Origin of the sequence: Nocardia sp. NPDC088792 (assembly GCF_044750615.1) — a bacterium.
In the GTDB taxonomy this organism is placed as follows: domain Bacteria; phylum Actinomycetota; class Actinomycetes; order Mycobacteriales; family Mycobacteriaceae; genus Nocardia.
The window spans coordinates 1,295,151-1,314,245 of the sequence record NZ_JBIVKC010000001.1; the positions used below are offsets into that span (position 1 = coordinate 1,295,151).

The 19,095-nt window shown below is 65.4% G+C and carries 17 protein-coding genes, 1 tRNA gene, 1 pseudogene and 1 riboswitch; of the genes and pseudogenes, 10 read left to right on the forward strand and 9 right to left on the reverse strand.

Annotation, left to right across the window (positions count from 1 at the left end):
* Positions 1–5: 5 nt before the first annotated feature.
* Positions 6–2,045 (reverse strand): cytochrome c oxidase assembly protein, encoded by a 2,040-nt coding sequence (locus ACIP5Y_RS06315; protein ID WP_400348074.1) that lies wholly within the window; start codon positions 2,043–2,045, stop codon positions 6–8.
* A gap of 201 nt (positions 2,046–2,246) precedes the next feature.
* On the opposite strand from ACIP5Y_RS06315, the gene ACIP5Y_RS06320 reads away from it, so the two are divergent.
* Together ACIP5Y_RS06320 and ACIP5Y_RS06325 are read left to right on the forward strand one after the other, a co-directional pair.
* Positions 2,247–2,320: transfer RNA gene (locus tag ACIP5Y_RS06320), tRNA-Arg, on the forward strand.
* Between the two features lie 441 nt (positions 2,321–2,761).
* Positions 2,762–3,448: a hypothetical protein gene (locus ACIP5Y_RS06325; protein WP_400348076.1), complete on the forward strand. Its 687-nt coding sequence runs from the start codon at positions 2,762–2,764 to the stop codon at positions 3,446–3,448.
* Between the two features lie 40 nt (positions 3,449–3,488).
* On the opposite strand, the gene ACIP5Y_RS06330 is transcribed toward ACIP5Y_RS06325, so the two are convergent.
* Genes ACIP5Y_RS06330 through ACIP5Y_RS06345 form a run of 4 tightly spaced genes read right to left on the reverse strand, consistent with a single transcriptional unit; the run spans position 3,489 to position 6,136 of the window.
* On the reverse strand, positions 3,489–4,064 hold the full coding sequence (locus ACIP5Y_RS06330) for a hypothetical protein (RefSeq protein WP_400348078.1): 576 nt from the start codon (positions 4,062–4,064) through the stop codon (positions 3,489–3,491).
* A complete protein-coding gene (locus ACIP5Y_RS06335) occupies positions 4,061–5,383 on the reverse strand; it encodes a WXG100 family type VII secretion target (RefSeq protein ID WP_400348080.1) in 1,323 nt (440 codons plus the stop codon). Before ACIP5Y_RS06335 ends, ACIP5Y_RS06330 begins: the two co-directional genes overlap by 4 nt.
* 22 nt (positions 5,384–5,405) lie before the next feature.
* Positions 5,406–5,705 (reverse strand): DUF6317 family protein, encoded by a 300-nt coding sequence (locus ACIP5Y_RS06340; protein ID WP_400348082.1) that lies wholly within the window; start codon positions 5,703–5,705, stop codon positions 5,406–5,408.
* Positions 5,702–6,136 carry an SAV_915 family protein gene (locus ACIP5Y_RS06345; protein WP_400348083.1) on the reverse strand — a complete coding sequence of 145 codons (435 nt, stop codon included), beginning with the start codon at positions 6,134–6,136 and terminating at the stop codon, positions 5,702–5,704. The genes ACIP5Y_RS06340 and ACIP5Y_RS06345 overlap by 4 nt, the downstream gene beginning before the upstream one ends.
* Before the next feature lie 369 nt (positions 6,137–6,505).
* Between ACIP5Y_RS06345 and ACIP5Y_RS06350 the strand changes: the two genes are divergently transcribed.
* A complete protein-coding gene (locus tag ACIP5Y_RS06350) occupies positions 6,506–7,438 on the forward strand; it encodes a D-alanyl-D-alanine carboxypeptidase family protein (RefSeq protein ID WP_400348084.1) in 933 nt (310 codons plus the stop codon).
* A gap of 42 nt (positions 7,439–7,480) precedes the next feature.
* Positions 7,481–7,621, forward strand: a pseudogene (locus tag ACIP5Y_RS06355) (VOC family protein); the annotation flags it as partial.
* Between the two features lie 76 nt (positions 7,622–7,697).
* Here the strand turns inward: ACIP5Y_RS06355 and ACIP5Y_RS06360 are convergent.
* A complete protein-coding gene (locus ACIP5Y_RS06360; RefSeq protein ID WP_400348086.1) occupies positions 7,698–8,540 on the reverse strand; it encodes a hypothetical protein in 843 nt (280 codons plus the stop codon).
* Between the two features lie 134 nt (positions 8,541–8,674).
* Between ACIP5Y_RS06360 and ACIP5Y_RS06365 the strand changes: the two genes are divergently transcribed.
* The 3 genes from ACIP5Y_RS06365 to ACIP5Y_RS06375 all read left to right on the forward strand — a co-directional run bounded on the left by ACIP5Y_RS06365 (position 8,675) and on the right by ACIP5Y_RS06375 (position 12,006).
* Positions 8,675–8,977 carry a carbohydrate-binding protein gene (locus tag ACIP5Y_RS06365; RefSeq protein ID WP_400348087.1) on the forward strand — a complete coding sequence of 101 codons (303 nt, stop codon included), beginning with the start codon at positions 8,675–8,677 and terminating at the stop codon, positions 8,975–8,977.
* 333 nt (positions 8,978–9,310) lie between these two features.
* Positions 9,311–10,522 (forward strand): PucR family transcriptional regulator, encoded by a 1,212-nt coding sequence (locus ACIP5Y_RS06370; RefSeq protein WP_400348088.1) that lies wholly within the window; start codon positions 9,311–9,313, stop codon positions 10,520–10,522.
* 188 nt (positions 10,523–10,710) lie between these two features.
* Entirely contained in the window at positions 10,711–12,006 is a 1,296-nt protein-coding gene (locus ACIP5Y_RS06375) for a lipase family protein (protein WP_400348090.1), read from the forward strand.
* Here ACIP5Y_RS06375 and ACIP5Y_RS06380 read toward each other — a convergent pair.
* Positions 11,980–12,762 (reverse strand): helix-turn-helix transcriptional regulator, encoded by a 783-nt coding sequence (locus tag ACIP5Y_RS06380; protein ID WP_400348092.1) that lies wholly within the window; start codon positions 12,760–12,762, stop codon positions 11,980–11,982. The two genes, ACIP5Y_RS06375 and ACIP5Y_RS06380, sit on opposite strands and share 27 nt — an antisense overlap.
* A 140-nt stretch (positions 12,763–12,902) precedes the next feature.
* Here ACIP5Y_RS06380 and ACIP5Y_RS06385 point away from each other — a divergent pair, with 140 nt between their 5' ends.
* Both ACIP5Y_RS06385 and dinB read left to right on the forward strand, forming a co-directional pair.
* Positions 12,903–13,379: a nuclear transport factor 2 family protein gene (locus ACIP5Y_RS06385; RefSeq protein ID WP_400348094.1), complete on the forward strand. Its 477-nt coding sequence runs from the start codon at positions 12,903–12,905 to the stop codon at positions 13,377–13,379.
* A 65-nt stretch (positions 13,380–13,444) separates the two neighbouring features.
* Positions 13,445–14,671 (forward strand): DNA polymerase IV, encoded by a 1,227-nt coding sequence (dinB, locus tag ACIP5Y_RS06390; protein ID WP_400348096.1) that lies wholly within the window; start codon positions 13,445–13,447, stop codon positions 14,669–14,671.
* Between the two features lie 9 nt (positions 14,672–14,680).
* Here the strand turns inward: dinB and ACIP5Y_RS06395 are convergent, their stop codons facing one another.
* Both ACIP5Y_RS06395 and ACIP5Y_RS06400 read right to left on the reverse strand, forming a co-directional pair.
* Positions 14,681–15,634, reverse strand: a complete 954-nt coding sequence (locus ACIP5Y_RS06395) for a phosphotransferase family protein (RefSeq protein WP_400348098.1) — start codon at positions 15,632–15,634, stop codon at positions 14,681–14,683.
* A gap of 36 nt (positions 15,635–15,670) precedes the next feature.
* Entirely contained in the window at positions 15,671–16,390 is a 720-nt protein-coding gene (locus tag ACIP5Y_RS06400; RefSeq protein WP_400348100.1) for a hypothetical protein, read from the reverse strand.
* Between the two features lie 297 nt (positions 16,391–16,687).
* A riboswitch (M-box (ykoK) riboswitch) is annotated at positions 16,688–16,867 on the forward strand.
* 345 nt (positions 16,868–17,212) lie between these two features.
* Here ACIP5Y_RS06400 and ACIP5Y_RS06405 point away from each other — a divergent pair.
* Positions 17,213–18,967 (forward strand): NRAMP family divalent metal transporter, encoded by a 1,755-nt coding sequence (locus tag ACIP5Y_RS06405; protein ID WP_400348102.1) that lies wholly within the window; start codon positions 17,213–17,215, stop codon positions 18,965–18,967.
* Positions 18,968–19,095: the final 128 nt, after the last annotated feature.

Consider the following 19,095-nt stretch of genomic DNA (forward strand, 5'->3'; position numbering starts at 1 on the left):
GTCACTCACTTGCGTCCCTCTCCGTCCCGCCGGGCGAGCTCGGCGAACATGGCGTTGTACGCGGTCAGGTCCGCGTTGTCGTCACGTTCGGCCGCACGATCGAGCCGGGTCGCCAGGCGGGCGTCGCTGCGCGACCACTGGATCAGCAGCGCGAGCATCACCACCACCAGCGGCACTTCACCGCTGGCCCATGCGAGGCTACCGCCGGTGTGCTGGTCGCCGAGCAGGTCGTGGTTCCAGCTGAGGCCCAGGCCCCGATAGAACCAGCCGCCCATCACGGTTTCCATGCTCATCAGGGCGACGCCGAAGAAGGCGTGGAACGGTAGCGAGCCGAACACCATGCCGATCTTGGTGATCGGTTCCACCTGCCGTGGCTTGGGATCGATGCCGATCACCACCCAATAGAAGAGGTAGCCGCTGACCAGGAAGTGCAGGTTCATCGCCAGGTGCGCGCCGTGCTCGCCGACGAACTTGTCGAACAGTCCGCCCAGGTACAGCGCATAGAACCCGGCGACGAAGAACACCGCCGCCACCACGGGCTGAGTCATGAAGCGCGACACCGGATTGTGCACGGCGGCGAGAATCCACTCCCGCGGCCCCGGCGGCTGATCGCGCCCGGCCGGTGGGATCGCCCGCAGCGCCAGCAATACCGGACCGCCCAGCGCGAACAGGATCGGCGCCAGCATGGACAACATCATGTGCTGCGCCATGTGCACGCTGAACATGGCCGGCGCATACCGGCCGACCCCCGAGCTGGTGGCGAACAGCAGCACCGCGCACGCCGACAGCCACGAAATGGTCCGCCCGATCGGCCAGGCATCGCCGCGCGCCCGCAGGCGCGCGACACCCCGCAGATAGACGAAGGCGAGCACGATAGCGAGCGTGCCGAAGATCAGATCGAAGCGCCAGTCGAACAGGATCCGGCCGACGGTGGGCGGCCCGTCGAGGTTGTAGCCGAGCTCGACTTCCGCGGGCGTCGGGATGGTGCGCAGATCGGGTGGCGGGGTTCGGCCGAGCCCGACCGCGAGACCGATGGTGGCCGCGAAGATCAGGCCTTCTACGCCCGCGAACCGGATGAGCGCGCCGCGGTCCTGCGGGTCGCGTTCCAGCGCCGGGATGGCACGCCTGCGCTGCAGGAAACCCATACAGCCGAGCACGACCAAAGCGAACGTCTTGGCCAGCACCAGTTTTCCGTACGTGGTGCCGAGCAGGTCCGACCACGGCACGCGCACATACGCATTGAGCACGCCGCTGATCGCGATCACCACGTACGCGACAGTCGCGACCCGCGAGAACCGTCTGGTCGCCAGCGCGGTGTGCTTCCCGTCCCGCAGCGCGTACGCGAGCACCGCGAACAGTCCGCCCGCCCAGCAGCAGGCCGAAAGCAGGTGCAGGATCAGGCTATTGGTGGCGAGGTCGTGTGCCCCGCCCGCGGACGAGTGCCCGGTCAGCGCGACCGGCATCAGCGCCAGCACCGACACGGCCAGCAGCAGCGGCGTCCACCCCCACCGCAGCGCGAGCCGGCACCCGATCGCCAGCGCCAGCACGAAGAACACGGTCATCCGCCACGACCCGGCCACCTCGACCTGATTCGCGGCGCGCCACACCGCTTCCGGACGCAACGTGTTCCGCAAAGGTTGCCCGGTAGTGTCCGACAGCGTCAGCGGCACCAGCAGCGCCGCCGACGCACCCCACATGAGCGCGAAGTTCCCGGCCCGCCGCAATGCCCGGAATCCCCCGACATCGAGCAACCCGTCCGGCTGCGGCGGCACGAAGAACGCCGCGAACAAGAGCGACCCCACCGTCAACGCCGCCGACAGATCGGCAATCGCCCGCACCGCCGGCAACCCGTACGTAGTGAGGGGCCCAGGATCAGGAATCCCCAGCAGTGTCAAGGCCTGCGACGCGGACAGCGCCACCACCATCGCCGCCACCACAGCCGCAAACGCCACCCCGAGCGCAGCAACCGCCGAGAACGTCACCGGAGAACCGCCCCGGTTCGCCTGTACGTGCTGCGCTGCGGCCGGGCCCTGCGGTGACGACATACGACCAAGCGTAGTTCCGAGCGGCGGTCCGTACTCCCCGGGGGTTTCCCGTCCTCCGGTCCGCACAACCACCCCGACGCGCCGAACAGTTGCTACACGACCACCATAACCCGATCTGGACGCTCGCTATACTTAACGCGCTGGACACCGAGATCGATATGGGTCATGGTGTTTGGTGCCCGCATCACCGATGCCCGCACTGCCTCCGTAGCTCAGTTGGATAGAGCAAGGGCCTTCTAATCCCTAGGTCGCAGGTTCGATTCCTGCCGGGGGCGCATCGGGGCTTTGACCAGCGACAAAGCTGGTAGTTACACCAGTACCCAGCCCCTCGAACCCTCAAACACCCCAAGAACTTCAAGACCAGAGCTCCGAGGACGGGGCAGCACCACCGGCTCCGAGCTCCTGCTGCACTCGTTCGCAGAGCTGAACCGAACGAACGATGGTCTGACAGTCGAAGAGGATCACGACCGCAAGGACGGATCGAGGATCCCGATCGGGCCACGGTGCGCCTGGGTCAGAGCAGCAGCGAGGTCCGGCCAAAAAGCGGTTCTGAACTGCTAATACTATCGTCCGCGACGCTGGGATCGAACCAGTAGCGTTCTCCCGTTGGGCGATTGCCGAACTCGTCGATTCGCGGTCGGATGAGAGCGTTTCGCGTTTATGATCGGTCGGCGAGCACGCCAGGGCATCGTGTACACATCAAGATCGAGGGGAATGTGGACGCATCCGAACTGACCGGCATTTTGGTCACGGTTGCCATATCCGGTGTGACAACCTTCGCTTCCTCAACTTACGCAGCATTGACTGAGCGCATTAGATTGCAGTTGGGACGCAAAGAAGCGGTTACATTAAATGAGTCTATTAAGGTTGTTCAGGGCGAAGACATCACCGAACTCCTACCCGACAAACCCAGCACCGAAGGTCCAGCCGTTCGGCTATACGAGTGGGTCGAGGCGGCAGCAGTGCGTCGATCCGATCTTGACTTCCAATACTACGATGCCGCCTGCAAGCAGCAAAAGCGTCTCAGTGTCGCCAGTTTCATCACTGGCGGCGTTGCAATGATTCTTGTACTGGCTGGACTTGTGATCAGCTACATCGATGGAACAAAGGGTTTGGCAACTGGGGTCGCGGGCGTCTTGCCTGGCCTCGCAAGTGGATTGATGTTTTGGCAGGCCAGGGCCGCGAATTCTCGCGCTGATCGATACTTTGAGCGTCTAACCGCAAGATCGGAGAGAGCCGAGGCAATGCGCATTTCGCTCGCGTTGTCATCGAATTTATCCGACTCTCGAACACGGGACCGCATCGCCATTATAGTTGCACTCGCCTCAGCCTTGCCCAGCATTCCCCTGGATGAATTAATGAAACTGGTGGATCAGGGTAATCGAAACGGTGTCGCCCCGTAAAATTAGCCCAGGCAATATTCTGGTATGATAAATACAGATATTATCTGCCGATAGCATCAAGAGTTGCGTGACGAAATTGGCGGGGCCGTTGGCTGTCGGGGATCTCGGGGCGCTGTAAGTACCATTCGCGCATAGCCTGCACGGCTTGGACCTCAGTAGACGAGGTGTAGCGGGTCAGCGAGTAGACGAACATCGCTGTAAACCAGCCGACGCCAACGAACAGTCCGATTGCGAGCAGACCACCAGCTAGTCCCGAGCCTCCGAGTGCGGCAACCCCTGTCCCCATACCGGCCCCTGCTGCACCAGTCCTTCCAGTTGATGAAGGGACCGTCTTACGCTGCGGGTTCATGTCACGGAAGCCGTAATAATGGCTGACCAGGACCACCGAAACGACCACAGTCCACAGGACGACCCGGCCGAGCGTGTTCACGCTGTGGTTGATATTGATGATGATGGTTCCCACGAGGAGAACGCCTACACACAGGATGATCGCGTAGAGGATCGTGGCGAAGGTTCGCTTAGTCCAGTAGCTCCCGCCGCGGCGGTACCAGGAAGTCCCGAGTCCCTTGATCGAGTCGACTCGCGGCCTGTCCCATTCCTGATCGTTCATTTTCATCCGAATGCCTTGTGCCACAAGCTGGTTGTCGCTTTCTTCGTTGCGTTCCAGGCGCTGTCTCCGAGATCAGCCATGTCGTGACCGGTGTTCGAGAATGTACCGCCCAGGCCGTGTGTAATACCGCTCACCACTCCTCGATCGTGGATGTCCTCGGCCCAGTGTTCGTGGAATCCCTCGTAGAAAACGTCGCCGACGGCTACGACGACTGCGCCAGCCCCCACTGCAATTGCGGCCACGGGTGCGGCCTCGGGGATCAGAGCCACCGCGGCGGCACCAGCGGCGAGCCCCAAAGCCCCGGCACCGTAGTCGTAAGCGCGCGCAGAATTTGGGTTCTGCCCCTTCTGAATATCATCTTGGGACTGGATCTCCGAGACCACGCCGGACGCCAGCACATCCACGACAGGGATATCTTTGAGGAAGTCCAGACCCTCAGGAGTCTTGATGAGGTCCAGTCCGGGAATCACCTTCGCCACATCCTTGATCTTCACATTCAGCACGTCGGAAAGCAGTGCTTGCCCAGGCCCAGCCTCGGTTGCCTTGAGTTTGGATTCGAGCAGAGCGAGATCATTCCTGGCTGCGGATTGAGCGCGAACGGTGGGGTCGTCGAACGGTCCGTTCCCGCCTTCGGTCAAGTACTCGTCGTGTGCCTTGATGTAATCCTGGTTGGCCCGGTCAAGATTGGCGTCCGCGTCTTTGATCGCATCCTGCAGCTTGTTTGCCCATGCGGAGTTATTTTCGTTGGGTACCACATATAGTCCACGGAGATAATCCGCCAGGGTGACGCGTTTGTCCCAGCTGAAATCGCTTTCATTGCCAGTAGGCCTGACCAAATTGATAGCGCCGGTGAAGTCCTTGGCCGCTTGCAATCGAAAGCCATGTGCCAGCTTTATTGCAGCGTTGTAGGTATTGGTGTAATCGGTCTGAGCCTGGCGAGCATCCTTGGCGGCCTGAGTATCCGGGTCTCCAGTGATGACAAGCGTCCCAGGCTTGCCGTCGGCTCCGATCTGCGCGCCCTTCTGGCTGGCCTCATGAGCAGTATTGACGAGGTCGGCTTCGATCTTCTGCAGATTGTCGCCTAGATCGGCGAGGACTTTCCCGGCGTTGCTGTGCACTGTAGCCAACGCCCCGACCTGTAACGAGGTCTCGGTCCACGCCTTACGGAACGAGTCGGCCGCACCACCTGTCCAGCCAGCGTCACTGGTCACCTTATCGACACCGGCGCTCAGAGCCTTCACCACAGCGTCGGTCGAAGCCGGTGCGGTCTTCATGGCTGCACCCATAGCCTGCAGACCGGCGAGATCGCCACCGATCCAGCTCACCCAGCACCCCTTTCACCCCCGGTCAGGGCAAATCCTTGGTCAAGTCATCGAACAGTTTCCGGTTATCGATGTCGTGGCGCTCGTAGGAATCCCGCGCATAGGCGAGCTTGTCCGCGTGAATCTGGACGGCTCGGACCATCTGGTGATTGAGGATCGCCAGCAGCTCGAGCCCACCCTTTATCGCTTCATTCAATACGGCATCACCGGAATCCACCGCTGCCGGAAGGAAACCCGGCACTAGACCTTCGTACGTGGTGGCTTCGTCAGCAAAGGACTTGGCCATCGACTTCAAATCATCGAGTACGACCTCGAACCCGCTCATGCGCGAATGTCCCCACGAACGGGCTCGGATGCTTCCATACCCTGCTGGAAGAGCTCTATGTTGTAGAACCGCTCCCCGGTCCATTGTGCGCGACATGTTTTTGCCAGAGGGTCGAGAACGATCGAAATAGCGGTGGTGCCAAGCAATCTCGGCAAGGTTTCAGACCGAATCTGAACCCACGGTTGGTAGCCGCCCAGGCGTTCAACCAGCCGCTCAACAGTCGAGAAGACGATAGCCACCGGTTCCCCTGACACTTCAGCACTGAGCTCGATCGCGAATCCCGGGCCCTCTGGACGCGGGTGCGCGGGAACAACAACGACATCCGGAAGTCGAGCTCCGATCGTCGTTGGTGGTTCTACATCAGCGGTCGCAACCACGTCGTCTTGATCGTCATCTCCATAGTCATATAGCCAGTCAAGCCCCCGCCCCATGCCGTGAATCCCCCTTCGAAACCCCGGGTGAACACAGGAAGCGATCCAAAGAACCCATCCTGCACTCACCGACCGTGTCAAGACCAAGATCATACTTAGCATGCATATGACGCCGTCAAGAAGCTCGGCTGAGTCTTGATGACCTGCTTACTCGAGACGGGCTGGAACCTGATCCTGACCGGACCCGAACTCGAATCCATCGGGGGGCCGACGAATCCGGTGGCGGTGCGACGCATGTTCGGCCGCTCCCGCCCCTCCAGACCTTCTGCGTCAGCGGCCGCAGTGTTCGCCACGCCGCGCATGCGTGCGGGAAACTGATTCCGGCGATCAATCCCGCTGGTAGGTAGGGGTGAAAGGCAGAATGTCGGCATGCTGACATTTGCCCGATTGTTGCAGGCTGCCGTGGCGGGGGCGTTGGTCGTGGCGGTCAGTCAGGGGGGCGCGGCGGCGCCCGCCGCGAGCGCCCCTGTTGTTCAGGTGTCCCGGGAAGGTCTCTTGCCTTGGCAGAGTTCCGAACCCGAGGGGGTGCAGGCGCCGGGGGCGGCGCTGGCGGATGGGATCACGGGGTCGATTCTGTGGTCGCGGGAGTTGAATACGCCGGTGCCGATCGCGAGTATTGCGAAGGTGATGACGGCGTTGGTTGCGATCAACGCGGGCGATCTCGATCGGGCGATCACAGTGCCGCCGGAGAGCATCGCCTACTGCGTCAGGCTCGGCGGGAGTACGGCGGGCTTGGCCGCCGGCGAGGTGTTGACCACGCGAGAGCTGCTCTACGGGCTGCTGCTGCCGTCGGGCTGTGACGCCGCCTATACCCTCGCGGAGGCCTACGGGCCCGGACAGGACGGCTTCCTGGCCAAGATGAATGACACCGCGGCTCAGATGGGCTTGGGGGCAACGTATTTCGCGGATCCCAGCGGGCTGCCCGTCCCGACCGACGGCGCCACGTATTCCACACCCGCGGATCTGATTGCCCTCGGTCTGCGCGCGATGGTCCAGCCGGTGTTCCGTGAGGTTGCCGGGTCGCAGAGCCATCATCTGGCGGCCGGGCCCGCGAATCGAGATCACGTGTGGCAGACCACGAACCAGCTGCTGCGCAGCTATCCGGGCACTATCGGAATCAAGACCGGATCCACCGATGCCGCGGGCGCCTGCCTGTTGTTCGAGGCGGTTCGGGCCGGGATTCCGATGATCGGGGTGGTGCTGCACAGTGCGGCCTGGAGCGGCGGCGCCGCGCGGGACGATGCCGAACGCATGCTGGATTGGGCCTACGACCCGATTCTGACTGCGCTGCCGATCGGTTGACGCCGAGTGCGAGCCGGTGGACCGGCCCGCAACAGCTCCTATGTCGATGGCGCGGCGAAGGCGATCGAGGCCAGTGGTGGCGGAATCGTGAAGGGGCCGTACGACGATGCACACGAGCGGCGGGCCGTGGTTTACGACAACAAGGGGAATGGGCTGGTGTTCTACAGTCCGCTGGCCCGCTGACGGACGCGTGTAACTCGGTCCGGCGCACGGTGAATCGCCCGCGGGATCGACCTGTGGCGCACCGCGACCGTGAGGATCAGAGGCCGGGCTGCACGGTGCTGAGCAGGTCGTTGATGGGGGCGGCCAAGGGACCGAAGGTGGACGGGTCGACCGGGGGCATGGCCTTGATCGCTCCGCGCAATGAACTGACCGCGGCACCGGCGTCCGGGCCGAGAGCCGCGAGGGAGTCCGCGGTTTTCGATACCGCTCGGACGACCGGCGCGGCGGGCGGGTTCGCCTGCACGGGTTCGGGGTTGGGGGCCGAGACCGGCTGTTCAGGCGGTGGCGGTGGGGAGCCGGCGCCGAGTCCATTGCCGATGGTGGCGCCGATTCCCGCACCGACCGCGGCACCGAGGACGCCCACGACCGCGCCCTCGATGGCACCGCCGACCAGGCATCCGATCGCTCCGCCTGCTGCCGCGCCCGGTATCGCCGCGGCGCCTGCCGTCGGCGCCCCAGCGGCGATGGCGCCGATAACAGCCCCGGCCGCAATGCCCTTCGCGCAGCCTTCGAGCGCGAACGCTCCACTCACAGCAACACCGGCGAGTGCGCCCAGCCCGCCGCCGATAACAGTGGACGCGATGCGGCGGGTGCCGTCGTCGCGCGGGATACCGAGACCGTCGTAGGTGGTGGCGATCTGGCCCTCGGCTCCGTCTAGAGCCGCCTGGGCCTGGTCGCGCATGGCCGGATCCACCCAGTCGGGTAGCTCGACGGTGTTCGTCCCCGCACGCAGGGCGTGCGGATCGGCCGGTGGTGCGAGCGGCTGGCTTTCACCAGTGAGAACGGGGTCCGGTGGCGCGGCGACGGCAGCGCTCGGATGGCCGGCCACGAAAGCGATGGGCAGCACGGACAATACGGTGACAGCGTGTCTGGTTGCCATGGCCAACCCCCAAGCGATGATCACGATGTGTCAATGAGCCTACCGCGAATATGTTGCTCGACAACAGATTCGCTCCCGGCCCGCGATCCACTACGTTGGTGGCTGGAGATTGTGGATCGTTGGGAGTACGGAAGATGATGATCGGCCACGTTCGATGGGGGCTCGGGGTTGCGGGAATCGCGGCGGCGCTGGCGATGGGCGCGCCTGCCGCTGACGCTTCCGCTGTGGTGCCGGTGACCGTGCCGGCCGCCGAGCACAACGCCACCGCGATCGATTGGGGATGGCCGGGGGCTGGGGTGTGGCAGCAGGGTGCGAGTTACAACGTCGGGGATGTCGTGAGCTACGGCGGACTCGAGTACCAGTGCATTCAGGCTCATACCGCGTACGCGCCCGACTGGACTCCGCCGCAGACGCCTGCGCTCTGGCAACAGCTCTGAGGTAACGACCGGGCCGGAGGCGGGGGCAGGCTCGGTTGGTGGCGGCCTGCCCCTTCACGCAGGGTGTGGACGCGCTGTTCCTGATGCGGTGGGCAGCCGCGTCTTTCAGGACGATGAACCGATCTTTCGATCGGACTGCGAGTTCCCTTCCCAGGGTTGCCATTTCGGCGACGCGCAATTCGATTACGACCGGGCCGGCATTTTCCGGCGCGGTGAGCGGGTCTTCGGTGGAGTGCTCGCACGCTGATTCGGCATGGAGTGGGTGGGTGGCGGCGTATAAACGTGATGACCGCGGGCCCGCGAACCGGCGGCGACCTGAAGTGGGAGAGTTCCGTGCAGCGTATCGAGCTGGCCGAGGCGGCGGGGAATGACCGAATGGCGGCCGGGGCGGATGCGCCGCTGGAGCGATTGGCGCGCGAGGCGACGGAATTGGTGCGCGAACTGGGTTCGGGCGGGACGCCTTTCGACGCGCTGCCGCATTCGATGCAGGACGCGGATTTCGTGCCCAGTGCGCAGTTGAATATCGAGCTGTTCTTCCGATATCTCGCGGAGGGGGCCGAGCCCGCGGAGGAGGCGACGCGACCGCTGGTGGATCGGGTCGTGGGGTTGGTGCGGGATGGTATGCCGCTGACCGAGGTGCTGACCAACTATCGGGTGGGTGCGGGATTCTTCTGGGCGCAGTTGCTGCCGCTGCTCGAATGGGAGGATTACAGCCTGGTCCCGAAGCTCGGGCTGCGTCTGACGGAGTATCTGAGCCTGATCATGGCGCGGATCGCGATCGCGGTGGCCGGCGATGTCCGGCATCCCGGCTGGGATTCGCTGGAGCGGCAGCGGGAGATCGCCGATGCCCTGCTCAACGGCCGCGATCCGAGCGATTGGGCGCACGATCCCGAGCATCCGATCCCGGCCGCGTTCCTGATCGCCGCGGTACGGCTCGGGGAGCCGGCGCCGGGCACCCTGACCGCGTTACGCGGCCGGATTGCAGCCGTGCCGGGTGCTCTGCTGCATCGCGACAGCGGCGGCTGGGCGGCGCTGGTTCCGATGGGTGCGGAGGCCGACTCGGATCCGGCGGGCCGCTTGAAAGACGTGCTGGGGATCGATGATTCGCTGCCGCATCCGCAGTTCTGGATCGGTCTGGCGGCGGCCCCGGAGCACGGCGCGATCCCGGCGGCGTATGCCGAAGTCCGGGTGCTGGCCGAGGTGGCGCGGTGTCTGCAGTTGCCCGCCGTGGTGTGCCGCCGGCCGGACATGATGTTCGAATATGCCATTGCCACAGCGGATCCCGCGCGGCAGTCGCTCGGCGCGCTGCTCGATCCGCTGCGCGAGCAGCCGATGCTGGCGGAAACCCTGGACACCTTCGTCGAGAACCAGTTCAACCACAATGCGGTGGCGCGGGCCCTGCACATCCACCGCAATACCGTCACCTATCGGCTGCGGCGGATCCGGGAGCTGACGGGGCACGATCCATTGCAGCCGGCGGGGATCTCCACGCTCATGGCGGCCCGGGTGGCCCGCCGGTTGACCGCCGCAGCCTTCCACGCCTGACCCAGACACTCGTGCATGTGCACAAATCCAGGCACGCAGGCTCAGGATTCCGTCAATTGCGCCGGAACTGTCCGTGCTGTGAGCTGGATCATGCCGGAGGGCGCGTGTGAACTCGGCGATTCGAATGCAATGACGCACTGGAGGAACAGGTGAGTAAGCCTCGGCTACACCGGCTCACGGTCTTGACGATGTCGGCTTGCCTCATGGCGGCCGGAGCGGGGGCGGTGTCGGCACAGCCGGCCTATCCGCCGAGTTTCCCGCCGGATCAGAATCAGATGCCGCAACTTCCGTCGGAACCGCAGCTCTACGGCATGCTGCCGATTCCCGTTCCGGATCAGGACCCGTGGTACGACGATCCGGCGAATCTCGCGGATTATCAGCCGGGCCAGATCGTGCGCAGCCGCGAGGTGCAGACGCGCCTGCTCGGATTGCCGTTCCCCGTGTACACCAAGCAACTGTTGTTCCGTTCCAATGACGTGCACGACAATCCGATCGTCACCGCGACCACCGTGATCGTCCCGGGCATTCCGTGGACGGGCAGCGCGCGCCCGGTCGTCTCCTTCCAGGAGGCCATCGATTCCACCAACTCGGCCTGCAATCCTTCGCATACGCTGCAGGTGGGGACGATGAAGGAGTCCGCGCTCGCGATCTATTGGCTGGCACAGGGATTCGCGATCAACGTGCCCGACTTCGACGGTAAGTTCAATACCTTCAACACCTATGCCGAAGGCAAGATGGTGCTGGACAGCCTGCGCGCCATGAAGAATGATCCGGGCCTCGGGCTGACCGATTCCGGTATCGCGCTCTACGGCTATTCCGGTGGCGGTTCCGGTTCGATTCGCGCGGCGGAATTGCGGGAGAGTTATGCACCGGATGTGCGGCTGCTGGGCACGACTATCGGCGGTACGCCCGGAAGCCTGGTCGCCGAGGCCGAATACGCGACCAAGCAGGAGCCCGGGCTCACCGGAACCAGCAACTTCACCATGTGGCTCGGATTCGCCAGTTTCGCCCGCGAATATCCGGATGTGTTCAAACCGGAGGATCTGCTGACCGAGGAGGGTCAGGGGCTGCTGCACGATTTCGAGAGTCGTTGCTACGCAACCATTGCCCTGGAGGGCGCATACCGCCCCATCAGCGCCTATTACCAGCCCGGTAAATCGCTCGAATCCTCGCCGGAGATTATGAAGGTGCTCGAGGACAACAGTCTGGGCAAGCACATCCCGGACACCCCGGTGCTGTGGTGGCACGGCATGTGGGACGAACTGATCCCACCGTCGGTGGTGCTGCCCACCATCGACTCCTACTGGGAGCGCGGCGCGGATCTGCGGTTCTACACGGTCCCGCTGCCCGAGCACATCACCAATGCCGTCACCGGCTGGTTGCCGGCCGTTGCCTGGACCAGCGCGGTGCTGCGCAGCCTGCCACCCGGCCCGAAGTTCAAGGCCGAGTTCACGCCGCTACCGGCAGGCTTCCCCGGCAGCTGACCGCGGCGTGAACGTGACGATGCGCTGACGCGGGTCGCCGGGGAGTTCCAGGTTCTCGTAATCGAAATCGAGATCGCCGTGGTCGGGGTGGCACAGCAGTTTGCTGCCGTGGCCACGGTGCTCGACATCGCCGGCGGCCCAGCAGTGCGTGAAATCCGTGGAGGCGGTGGATAGTTCGTCGATCAGCGCCAGGGTGGCCGGGTCATCGGGATACCGGCCCGCGCTGCGGCGGAGCTGGGCCACGGTAATGGCGGCGATCTCGTCCCAGTCGCGATAGAACACGCGGGCCGCAGGATCCAGGAACAGCGCGCGAGCCATGTTCTTCTCGATCATCGCACCGAACAGGTTGTGCGCCTTCGTATTCGCGGCCGGCACGTCGAACAGATCGGTGATCAGCAACGCCGGGACGGCGTCGATCAGGCCGAGCATGCGCAGCAGCTGCGGACGCGGTTCGGGCGGCTCGAATTCGGTGGTGCGGCGTCCCGGATGAGCCAGGGCGTAGAGATGTTCCCGTTCTGCGGTTGCCAGCTCCAGCACCCGTGCCAGCGCGTCGAGTACTTCGTCGGAGGGGTTGGCGGCGCGGCCCTGTTCGAGACGCTGGTAGTACTCGGCGCTGATGCCCGCGAGATGGGCGAGTTCGGCGCGGCGCAAACCCGCAACCCGGCGCGGGCCGGACGGGGGTAATCCAGTGCCTTGCGGATCGATACGGGCGCGCCGGAACTTCAGGAATTCACCCAGATCCTCGTGCCGTGCCACGCGGTCAGTCTGGCACAGGGTGGCCCTCGCGGTACGAGGCACGGCGCGCACTGTTTACGACCGCGCGGTCCCGGCACGCTCTGAGTCATGAACGAGAGATTCCAGCACTTACTGATTCAAGAATTCGAAGGAGCATCATCATGACCGCTACCACCGCTCAGGACCGCGCCGACATCATCGAAGCGGCCACTCGCGTCTTCTGGTATATCGACATTCGCGATTGGGAGTCCTTCACCGGCACCTTCGCCGAGCAGGTGACTCTCGACTACTCCAGCATCTGGGGCGGCGAACCGGCGACGGTGACGTCCGCGCAGATCCGCGCCGATTGGGAGCAGCTGATCGGCGCCTTCGATGCCACACAGCACCTGCTCGGGAATCATCTCGTCACCGTCGACGGCGATCACGCCGAGTTGACCGCCGTCTTCCAGGCCGTGCACATCCTCGCGAACCCGTTCGGTTCACCCCGCTGGACGCTGGGCGGCACCTACCGGGTCGGCTTGGAGCGGGTGGCCGGGGAGTGGAAGGTGAACGGTCTCACCATGACCGCGACCTGGGCCGATGGCAATAAGGACATTCTTGCCATTGCCTCGGGCGGGCAGCGTCCGGACGCCGCGTGAGCCGGTGAACGGGGGGTGGTGTTCCGGCGGTAGCCCACACAACCGACCGATGAGTATGCGAACATATGTTCGTGTCGGGTTCGGATGCGGGCAGCCGGGGCCGCCCGGAGCGGGCGGCGATTCTGCACGCCGACCTGGACTCCTTCTATGCGTCCGTGGAACAGCGCGACAATCCGCGCCTGCGCGGGCGGCCGGTGATCGTGGGCGGCGGCGTGGTGCTGGCCGCGAGCTACGAGGCGAAGGCGTTCGGGGTGCGGACACCCATGAACGCGCGGCAGGCGCTGCGCCTGTGCCCGCACGCCATCGTGGTGCCGCCGCGTATGGCCGCGTACTCGCAGGCCAGCAAGGCCGTCTTCGAGATCTTCCGGGACACCACGCCGGAGGTGGAGGGACTCTCCATCGACGAGGCGTTCCTGGATGTGAGCGGATTGTGGCGAATCGCGGGGTCGCCCATGGATATTGCGCGCGACCTGCGGGCGCGGGTGCGCACGGAGGTCGGGTTGCCCATCTCGGTCGGGGTGGCGCGCACCAAGTTCCTGGCCAAGGTGGCCAGCGCGGTGTCGAAACCCGATGGGCTGCTGGAGGTTCCGCCCGACGGCGAACTCGAGTTCCTGCATCCGCTGCCGGTGGAACGACTCTGGGGCGTGGGCGAGGTGACGGCGCGCGAATTGCACGAGCGCGGCATCACCAAGGTCGGTCAGCTCGCGGAGCTCGGTGCGGGACCGCTGGCCGCGGCCCTGGGCCCGGCCGCCGGACGTCATCTGCACGCCCTGTCCTGGGCGCGCGATCCGCGGCGGGTCGAAACCGGTCGCCGCCGCCGTTCGATCGGCGCGCAACGCGCCCTGGGCCGCCGCTATCGCACGGATGACGAGATCGAGGCGTATCTGCACGGCCTCGCGGACCGTCTCGGCCACCGCCTCCGCCGCGCCCGTCGGGTCTGCCGAACGGTGGTGCTGCGCATGCGATTCGACGATTTCGGCCGTGCCACCCGCTCACATACCATGCCCGAGGCCACCGACCGCAGCGCGGTGATCCTCGACGCCGCCCGCACCTTGCTGGCCACCGCCCGCCCACTCATCCACGAGCGCGGCCTCACCCTCATCGGCGTCGCTCTCACCAACCTCGACGATGCCGACACCATGCAACTGTCACTCCCGCTGGAACATCGCGCCGAGTCCACCCTCGACTCGACCCTGGATGCCCTGCGCGACCGTTTCGGCTCGGGCGCCGTAACGCGCGCGGCCCTCCTCCATCGGGGCGAGGGCCTTTCGGTGCCCATGCTCCCCGATTGACCAGCGGGATCAGGACATACCGTCGATCAACTCCACCAGATTGGACCAGGACCGGTCATCGTCAGCGGAGTCGGTATGCGGGCGGCGGAAGCGGTGCACGTATTCGGCGGCATCGGTGAGATCCCAACGGCGGCGGTACAACTCGATCAGCTCCGGGCGCGGCCGCACACCGGTGGCGTGTGTGTAGGCCGTTAGAAGGGAGCCGTCGCCGGGGTCCAGATCCCACAGGTCACGCTCGGGCGGGGCGACGAGGGCGGTGTCCCAGTCGAGCAGCCGCCAGCCCTCCGGGGACCGGATGGTATTGCCCGCGTGCGGTTCTCCGTGTGTGACGACCGCGCGGGCCGGGGTGGCGCGCGCGGCGGCGGCGAGCGCGTCGTAGCGGGCGAACTCGCCGCGCAGCGCCTCGGCGCGGCGGGTGAGCAGGTCAGCCATCGGCGCGGCGTACGGGCCCGCGTCGATGACCTCGCCGGCGAGCGCGGCGTCGATCTCCGCGCGGTGGGTGATCGTGAAGTCGTCGGCCCGCACGGAGTCGGGCACCGCGGCCCCGTGTACCGCGACGATCATCTCGAAGACCGCCTGCCGCTGCCCCTCGTCGCGGAACTCGCCCCAATCGAAATGTTCACCGGCCAGGTAGGGGAAGCAGGACACCGCGAATCGCGTGCCGGCCCTGGCCGATACGGCGCCGTCCGTGCCGATTTCGGGAGCCACGACGAAGTCGAGTCCGGCGGTGAACAGGGCGCGGGCCGTGCCGAGGGCCGCAGTCAATCGTTCGAAGGACGCCTGCCGGGGTGTGGCCAATTCGTCGACCGTGACGAACCATTCGCGGTCACCGTCGTCGGCGCGCCAGTGATGACTGCCGAAGCCCAGCGGCACGTATTCGAGGGTCTCGGCGTGGATGGACCAGTGCCGGGACAGCACGGCGCGCAGGCGGTCGGAGGGCAGATCCCGGGGCGGGGTCAACACTCGGGCCAGCCTACGCGTGACTGCGGGGCGCCTTGTCTACTTGGCCGGCGCCGGGTTGAAGGGCGCGTTGATGGTGGTGAAGTACTGGATCGCGGCCGCGATGGCTACCGGGGCGGTCACCAGGATCGCGCCGGCGATGGCACCGAGCGGGGCCAAGGCCGCCGCGCCGACGAGGCAGCCCACCACGGCGCCGGGGAGGAAGGTGAAGAGGCCGCCGATGATGCCGGTGGCCAAGGTGACGCCGCTGCCGACCGCGATGCCGCCGAGGGCGCAACCGACCACTCCGCCGCCGATGAGGCCGACCGCGGTGCCGATGACGGCGCCGGTGGAGATGGTGTCCTTCAGGCGATTCCAGGCCGCCTGCTCACGGTCGTACGGGGTCTTCCACGGGGCGGTGTCCTGGAAAGGCAGGTCCACGGGGCGATAGAGCGCGTGCCGCACGTCGAACAGCGGGGTCAGCGTCGCGGAATTGTCGTGGATGGCGGCGGCGATGGGAAAGACGAAATCGTCCACCCGGAAGGATAATTCGGTTCCGGCAACCACCTGGCCATCGGGGGCCTTGATTTCGAAGGCGCCGTTCTCGACCGCCAGAGAGCCGATGTCGGTGGAGATTTGGGCGCCGTCGCCCGTGGCTGATGCCGTGTAGTGAATTGCATTGTCCGACTGTGCATTAACGTCGGCATGGGCGGCACCGGCGGCGATCACCGATACCGTCGAAGCGAGCGCGGCAAACGCGGCAAGCTTGGTCTCGAGCACAATTTCCCCTCAATCTCAGCCTGCGGTATCAGGATTTATCGCAGGATTAGCTAGTTCCAAGCAAACCTTAAGTTTGTTCATAGCCATCTGCAATGGACGTTTGTCCTGAAGTGGTAGGAGACACAATGGGCAATATCGGTTTCAATGCCTGATATTCGAGCCGTAAATCTGCATATACTGACGGTTAACGAAAAGTAAACGAATTCCAAAGTCACGAAGCCCGTTGGGGCTCAGGCGATCCGAAGAACCGACCGGGCTGATTTGACATATTCGTTGGCGGAGCCCAATATTGCCCAGTCAGCACCTCGCTAGGCGAGGCTCCTGTACGAACACAGGCCACTGATCCGACGACGTCGAGAGACGCCCAGGGTTAGGACAGATCACCCCGGATTAAGGGGTGATCCTAAGTGGCTTCCCCGGGCCGCGAGCCCCCGGATACGTCGTGCAGTGCCGAAGCTCTGACGAGAGGGGTGCGGGGCTTCGCCGTTCGGCGCGGCCGTGTTTCCCTCTTGCCGTCCGTGAGGACTGACGCGACCAGTTCATGGCGTCCGCGTGCGTCCCGACGGCAAGGAGGTGAGGGACGACAAATGAGTTCCGGCGATAGTCCTTATCCCAGTCCGGACTACAGAGTTCTTTCGTTCCCGGCTTGCCGCGAATCGGTAGACGACTGACCCGCAATCACTTTCGGCCTTCCCGGCGATCCATTCGCCGCTGCGAGGTGTCTTCAGGTGTGCCCGGGTAACTGACGTATGCCCGAAATCCGGTGGCAGCCGGCACCTTCCGCATGCCGAAGTACCTTTGATCGAAAGCGAGGGAAGGATCATGGCCTTCTTCGCGAACGGCTCCGGCCGCCGCACTGCTACCGTCACCGCACCAGCCGACACCCACCAGCCGACCGGCGCCGTCATGGACAGCGCGCACGTCGGCGACATCGTGGGCGCCCTGGGCACCATCAAGATGCACGACTCCGCCGAAGGGCGTTCGCGCAAGCAGCGACTCCGCATGCTGCTCGCCATCATCGGCCCCGGCCTGATCGTCATGGTCGGCGATAACGACGCCGGTGGCGTCGCCACCTACGCCCAGGCCGGGCAGAACTACGGCATGGCCCTGGTCTGGACTCTCGTGCTGCTCATCCCCGTGCTCTACGTGAACCAGGAGATGGTGGTCCGCCTCGGCGCGGTCGCCGGAGTGGGACACGCACGGCTCATCTTCGATCGCTTCGGCAAGTTCTGGGGCGCGTTCAGCGTCGGTGATCTGTTCATCGTCAACGCGCTGACCATCGTCACCGAATTCATCGGTGTGTCAATGGCTCTGGGCTACTTCGGGCTGCCGAAGTGGATCGCGGTGCCGCTGGCGGCGCTGCTGCTGTTCGCGGTGGTGGCCGGTGGTTCGTTCCGCCGGTGGGAGCGTTTCCTTTTCGCGCTCATCGCCATCAACATCGTGATGTTCCCGCTCGCCATCATGGTGCACCCGAGCGTCAAGGACACCGCGCACGGCTTCCTCCCGTCCTTCCCGGGCGGCCTGAACTCGACCTTGTTACTGCTCATCGTCTCCATCGTGGGCACCACGGTCGCGCCGTGGCAGCTGTTCTTCCAGCAGTCCAATATCGTCGACAAGCGCATCACCCCGCGCTGGATCAAGTACGAGCGCGTCGACCTGTGGGTCGGCATCGTCGTGGTGATGATCGGTGCGATCGCCATCATGGCCGCCGCCACCTTCGGCCTGGCCGGCACGGACGCGATCGGCAACTTCACCGATGCGGGTGCGGTGGCGCAGTCGCTGCACGATCACATGGGCCCGACCGTGGGCGCGCTGTTCGCGATCCTGCTGCTGGACGCCTCGCTCATCGGCGCGAACGCGGTCGGCCTGGCCACCACGTACGCGCTCGGCGACACCCTCGGCAAGCGGCACTCGCTGCACTGGAAGATCAGTGAAGCCCCGGCTTTCTACGCGGGTTATGCGGCGCTGCTGGCCATCGCGGGCGCGGTGGCGTTCAGCCCCGATCACGTGCTGGGCCTGCTGACCCAGGGTGTGCAGGCGCTCGCCGGCGTGCTGCTGCCCTCGGCCACGGTGTTCCTGGTGTTGCTGTGCAATGACAAGGCGGTGCTCGGACCGTGGGTGAATACGGTGCGGCAGAACATCGTCGCCGGGATCATCGTGTGGTCGCTGGTGCTGTTGTCGCTGGCCTTGACCGCCGCCACGTTCTTCCCGAACCTGTCCACCCTGACCCTCGAGGTCGGCTTCGGGGTGGGCGCCCTGATCGGTGTGCTGGGTGGTGCGGCCATGCTGCTGGCCTGGCAGCGCGGCCGGCGCAAGGCGACCGAACGCACCGCGGCCGAACTGGGCGGCCTGGACCCGGATCAGGTCGAGGAGCTCGACGCGACGCCGCTCACCAAGGCCGAGCGCAAGGTGATTCGCGAAACCGACCGCGACACCTGGCGCACCCCCGCGCTGGCCACGCTGGACCGGCCGGCCTTCTCGATGGGCCGCATGGCGGGCATGATCGCGCTGCGCGGTTATCTGCTGATCGCCGTGGTCCTGGTGGGCGTCAAGATCTTCCAGCAGATCACCGGCTAGCCACCGAACGATCGGAAGAGCACCGTCGCGGCCGACACCCCCAGGTGTGCCGGGCGACGCCGGTTAGCGGGCCCCGGCCCGCTCGGCCCCCCCCCCGCACGCAAACCCCGCCCCGCCCGCCCGCGGTG

Coding starts and splice junctions, on each gene's coding strand:
- ACIP5Y_RS06315 (WP_400348074.1), bottom strand. CDS start 2,045: ATGTCGTCACCGCAGGGCCCGGCCGCAGCGCAGCACGTACAGGCGAAC.
- ACIP5Y_RS06330 (WP_400348078.1), bottom strand. CDS start 4,064: ATGAAAATGAACGATCAGGAATGGGACAGGCCGCGAGTCGACTCGATC.
- ACIP5Y_RS06340 (WP_400348082.1), bottom strand. CDS start 5,705: ATGAGCGGGTTCGAGGTCGTACTCGATGATTTGAAGTCGATGGCCAAG.
- ACIP5Y_RS06345 (WP_400348083.1), bottom strand. CDS start 6,136: ATGGGGCGGGGGCTTGACTGGCTATATGACTATGGAGATGACGATCAA.
- ACIP5Y_RS06350 (WP_400348084.1), top strand. CDS start 6,506: ATGCTGACATTTGCCCGATTGTTGCAGGCTGCCGTGGCGGGGGCGTTG.
- ACIP5Y_RS06360 (WP_400348086.1), bottom strand. CDS start 8,540: ATGGCAACCAGACACGCTGTCACCGTATTGTCCGTGCTGCCCATCGCT.
- ACIP5Y_RS06365 (WP_400348087.1), top strand. CDS start 8,675: ATGATGATCGGCCACGTTCGATGGGGGCTCGGGGTTGCGGGAATCGCG.
- ACIP5Y_RS06375 (WP_400348090.1), top strand. CDS start 10,711: ATGTCGGCTTGCCTCATGGCGGCCGGAGCGGGGGCGGTGTCGGCACAG.
- ACIP5Y_RS06385 (WP_400348094.1), top strand. CDS start 12,903: ATGACCGCTACCACCGCTCAGGACCGCGCCGACATCATCGAAGCGGCC.
- dinB (WP_400348096.1), top strand. CDS start 13,445: ATGTTCGTGTCGGGTTCGGATGCGGGCAGCCGGGGCCGCCCGGAGCGG.
- ACIP5Y_RS06405 (WP_400348102.1), top strand. CDS start 17,213: ATGGCCTTCTTCGCGAACGGCTCCGGCCGCCGCACTGCTACCGTCACC.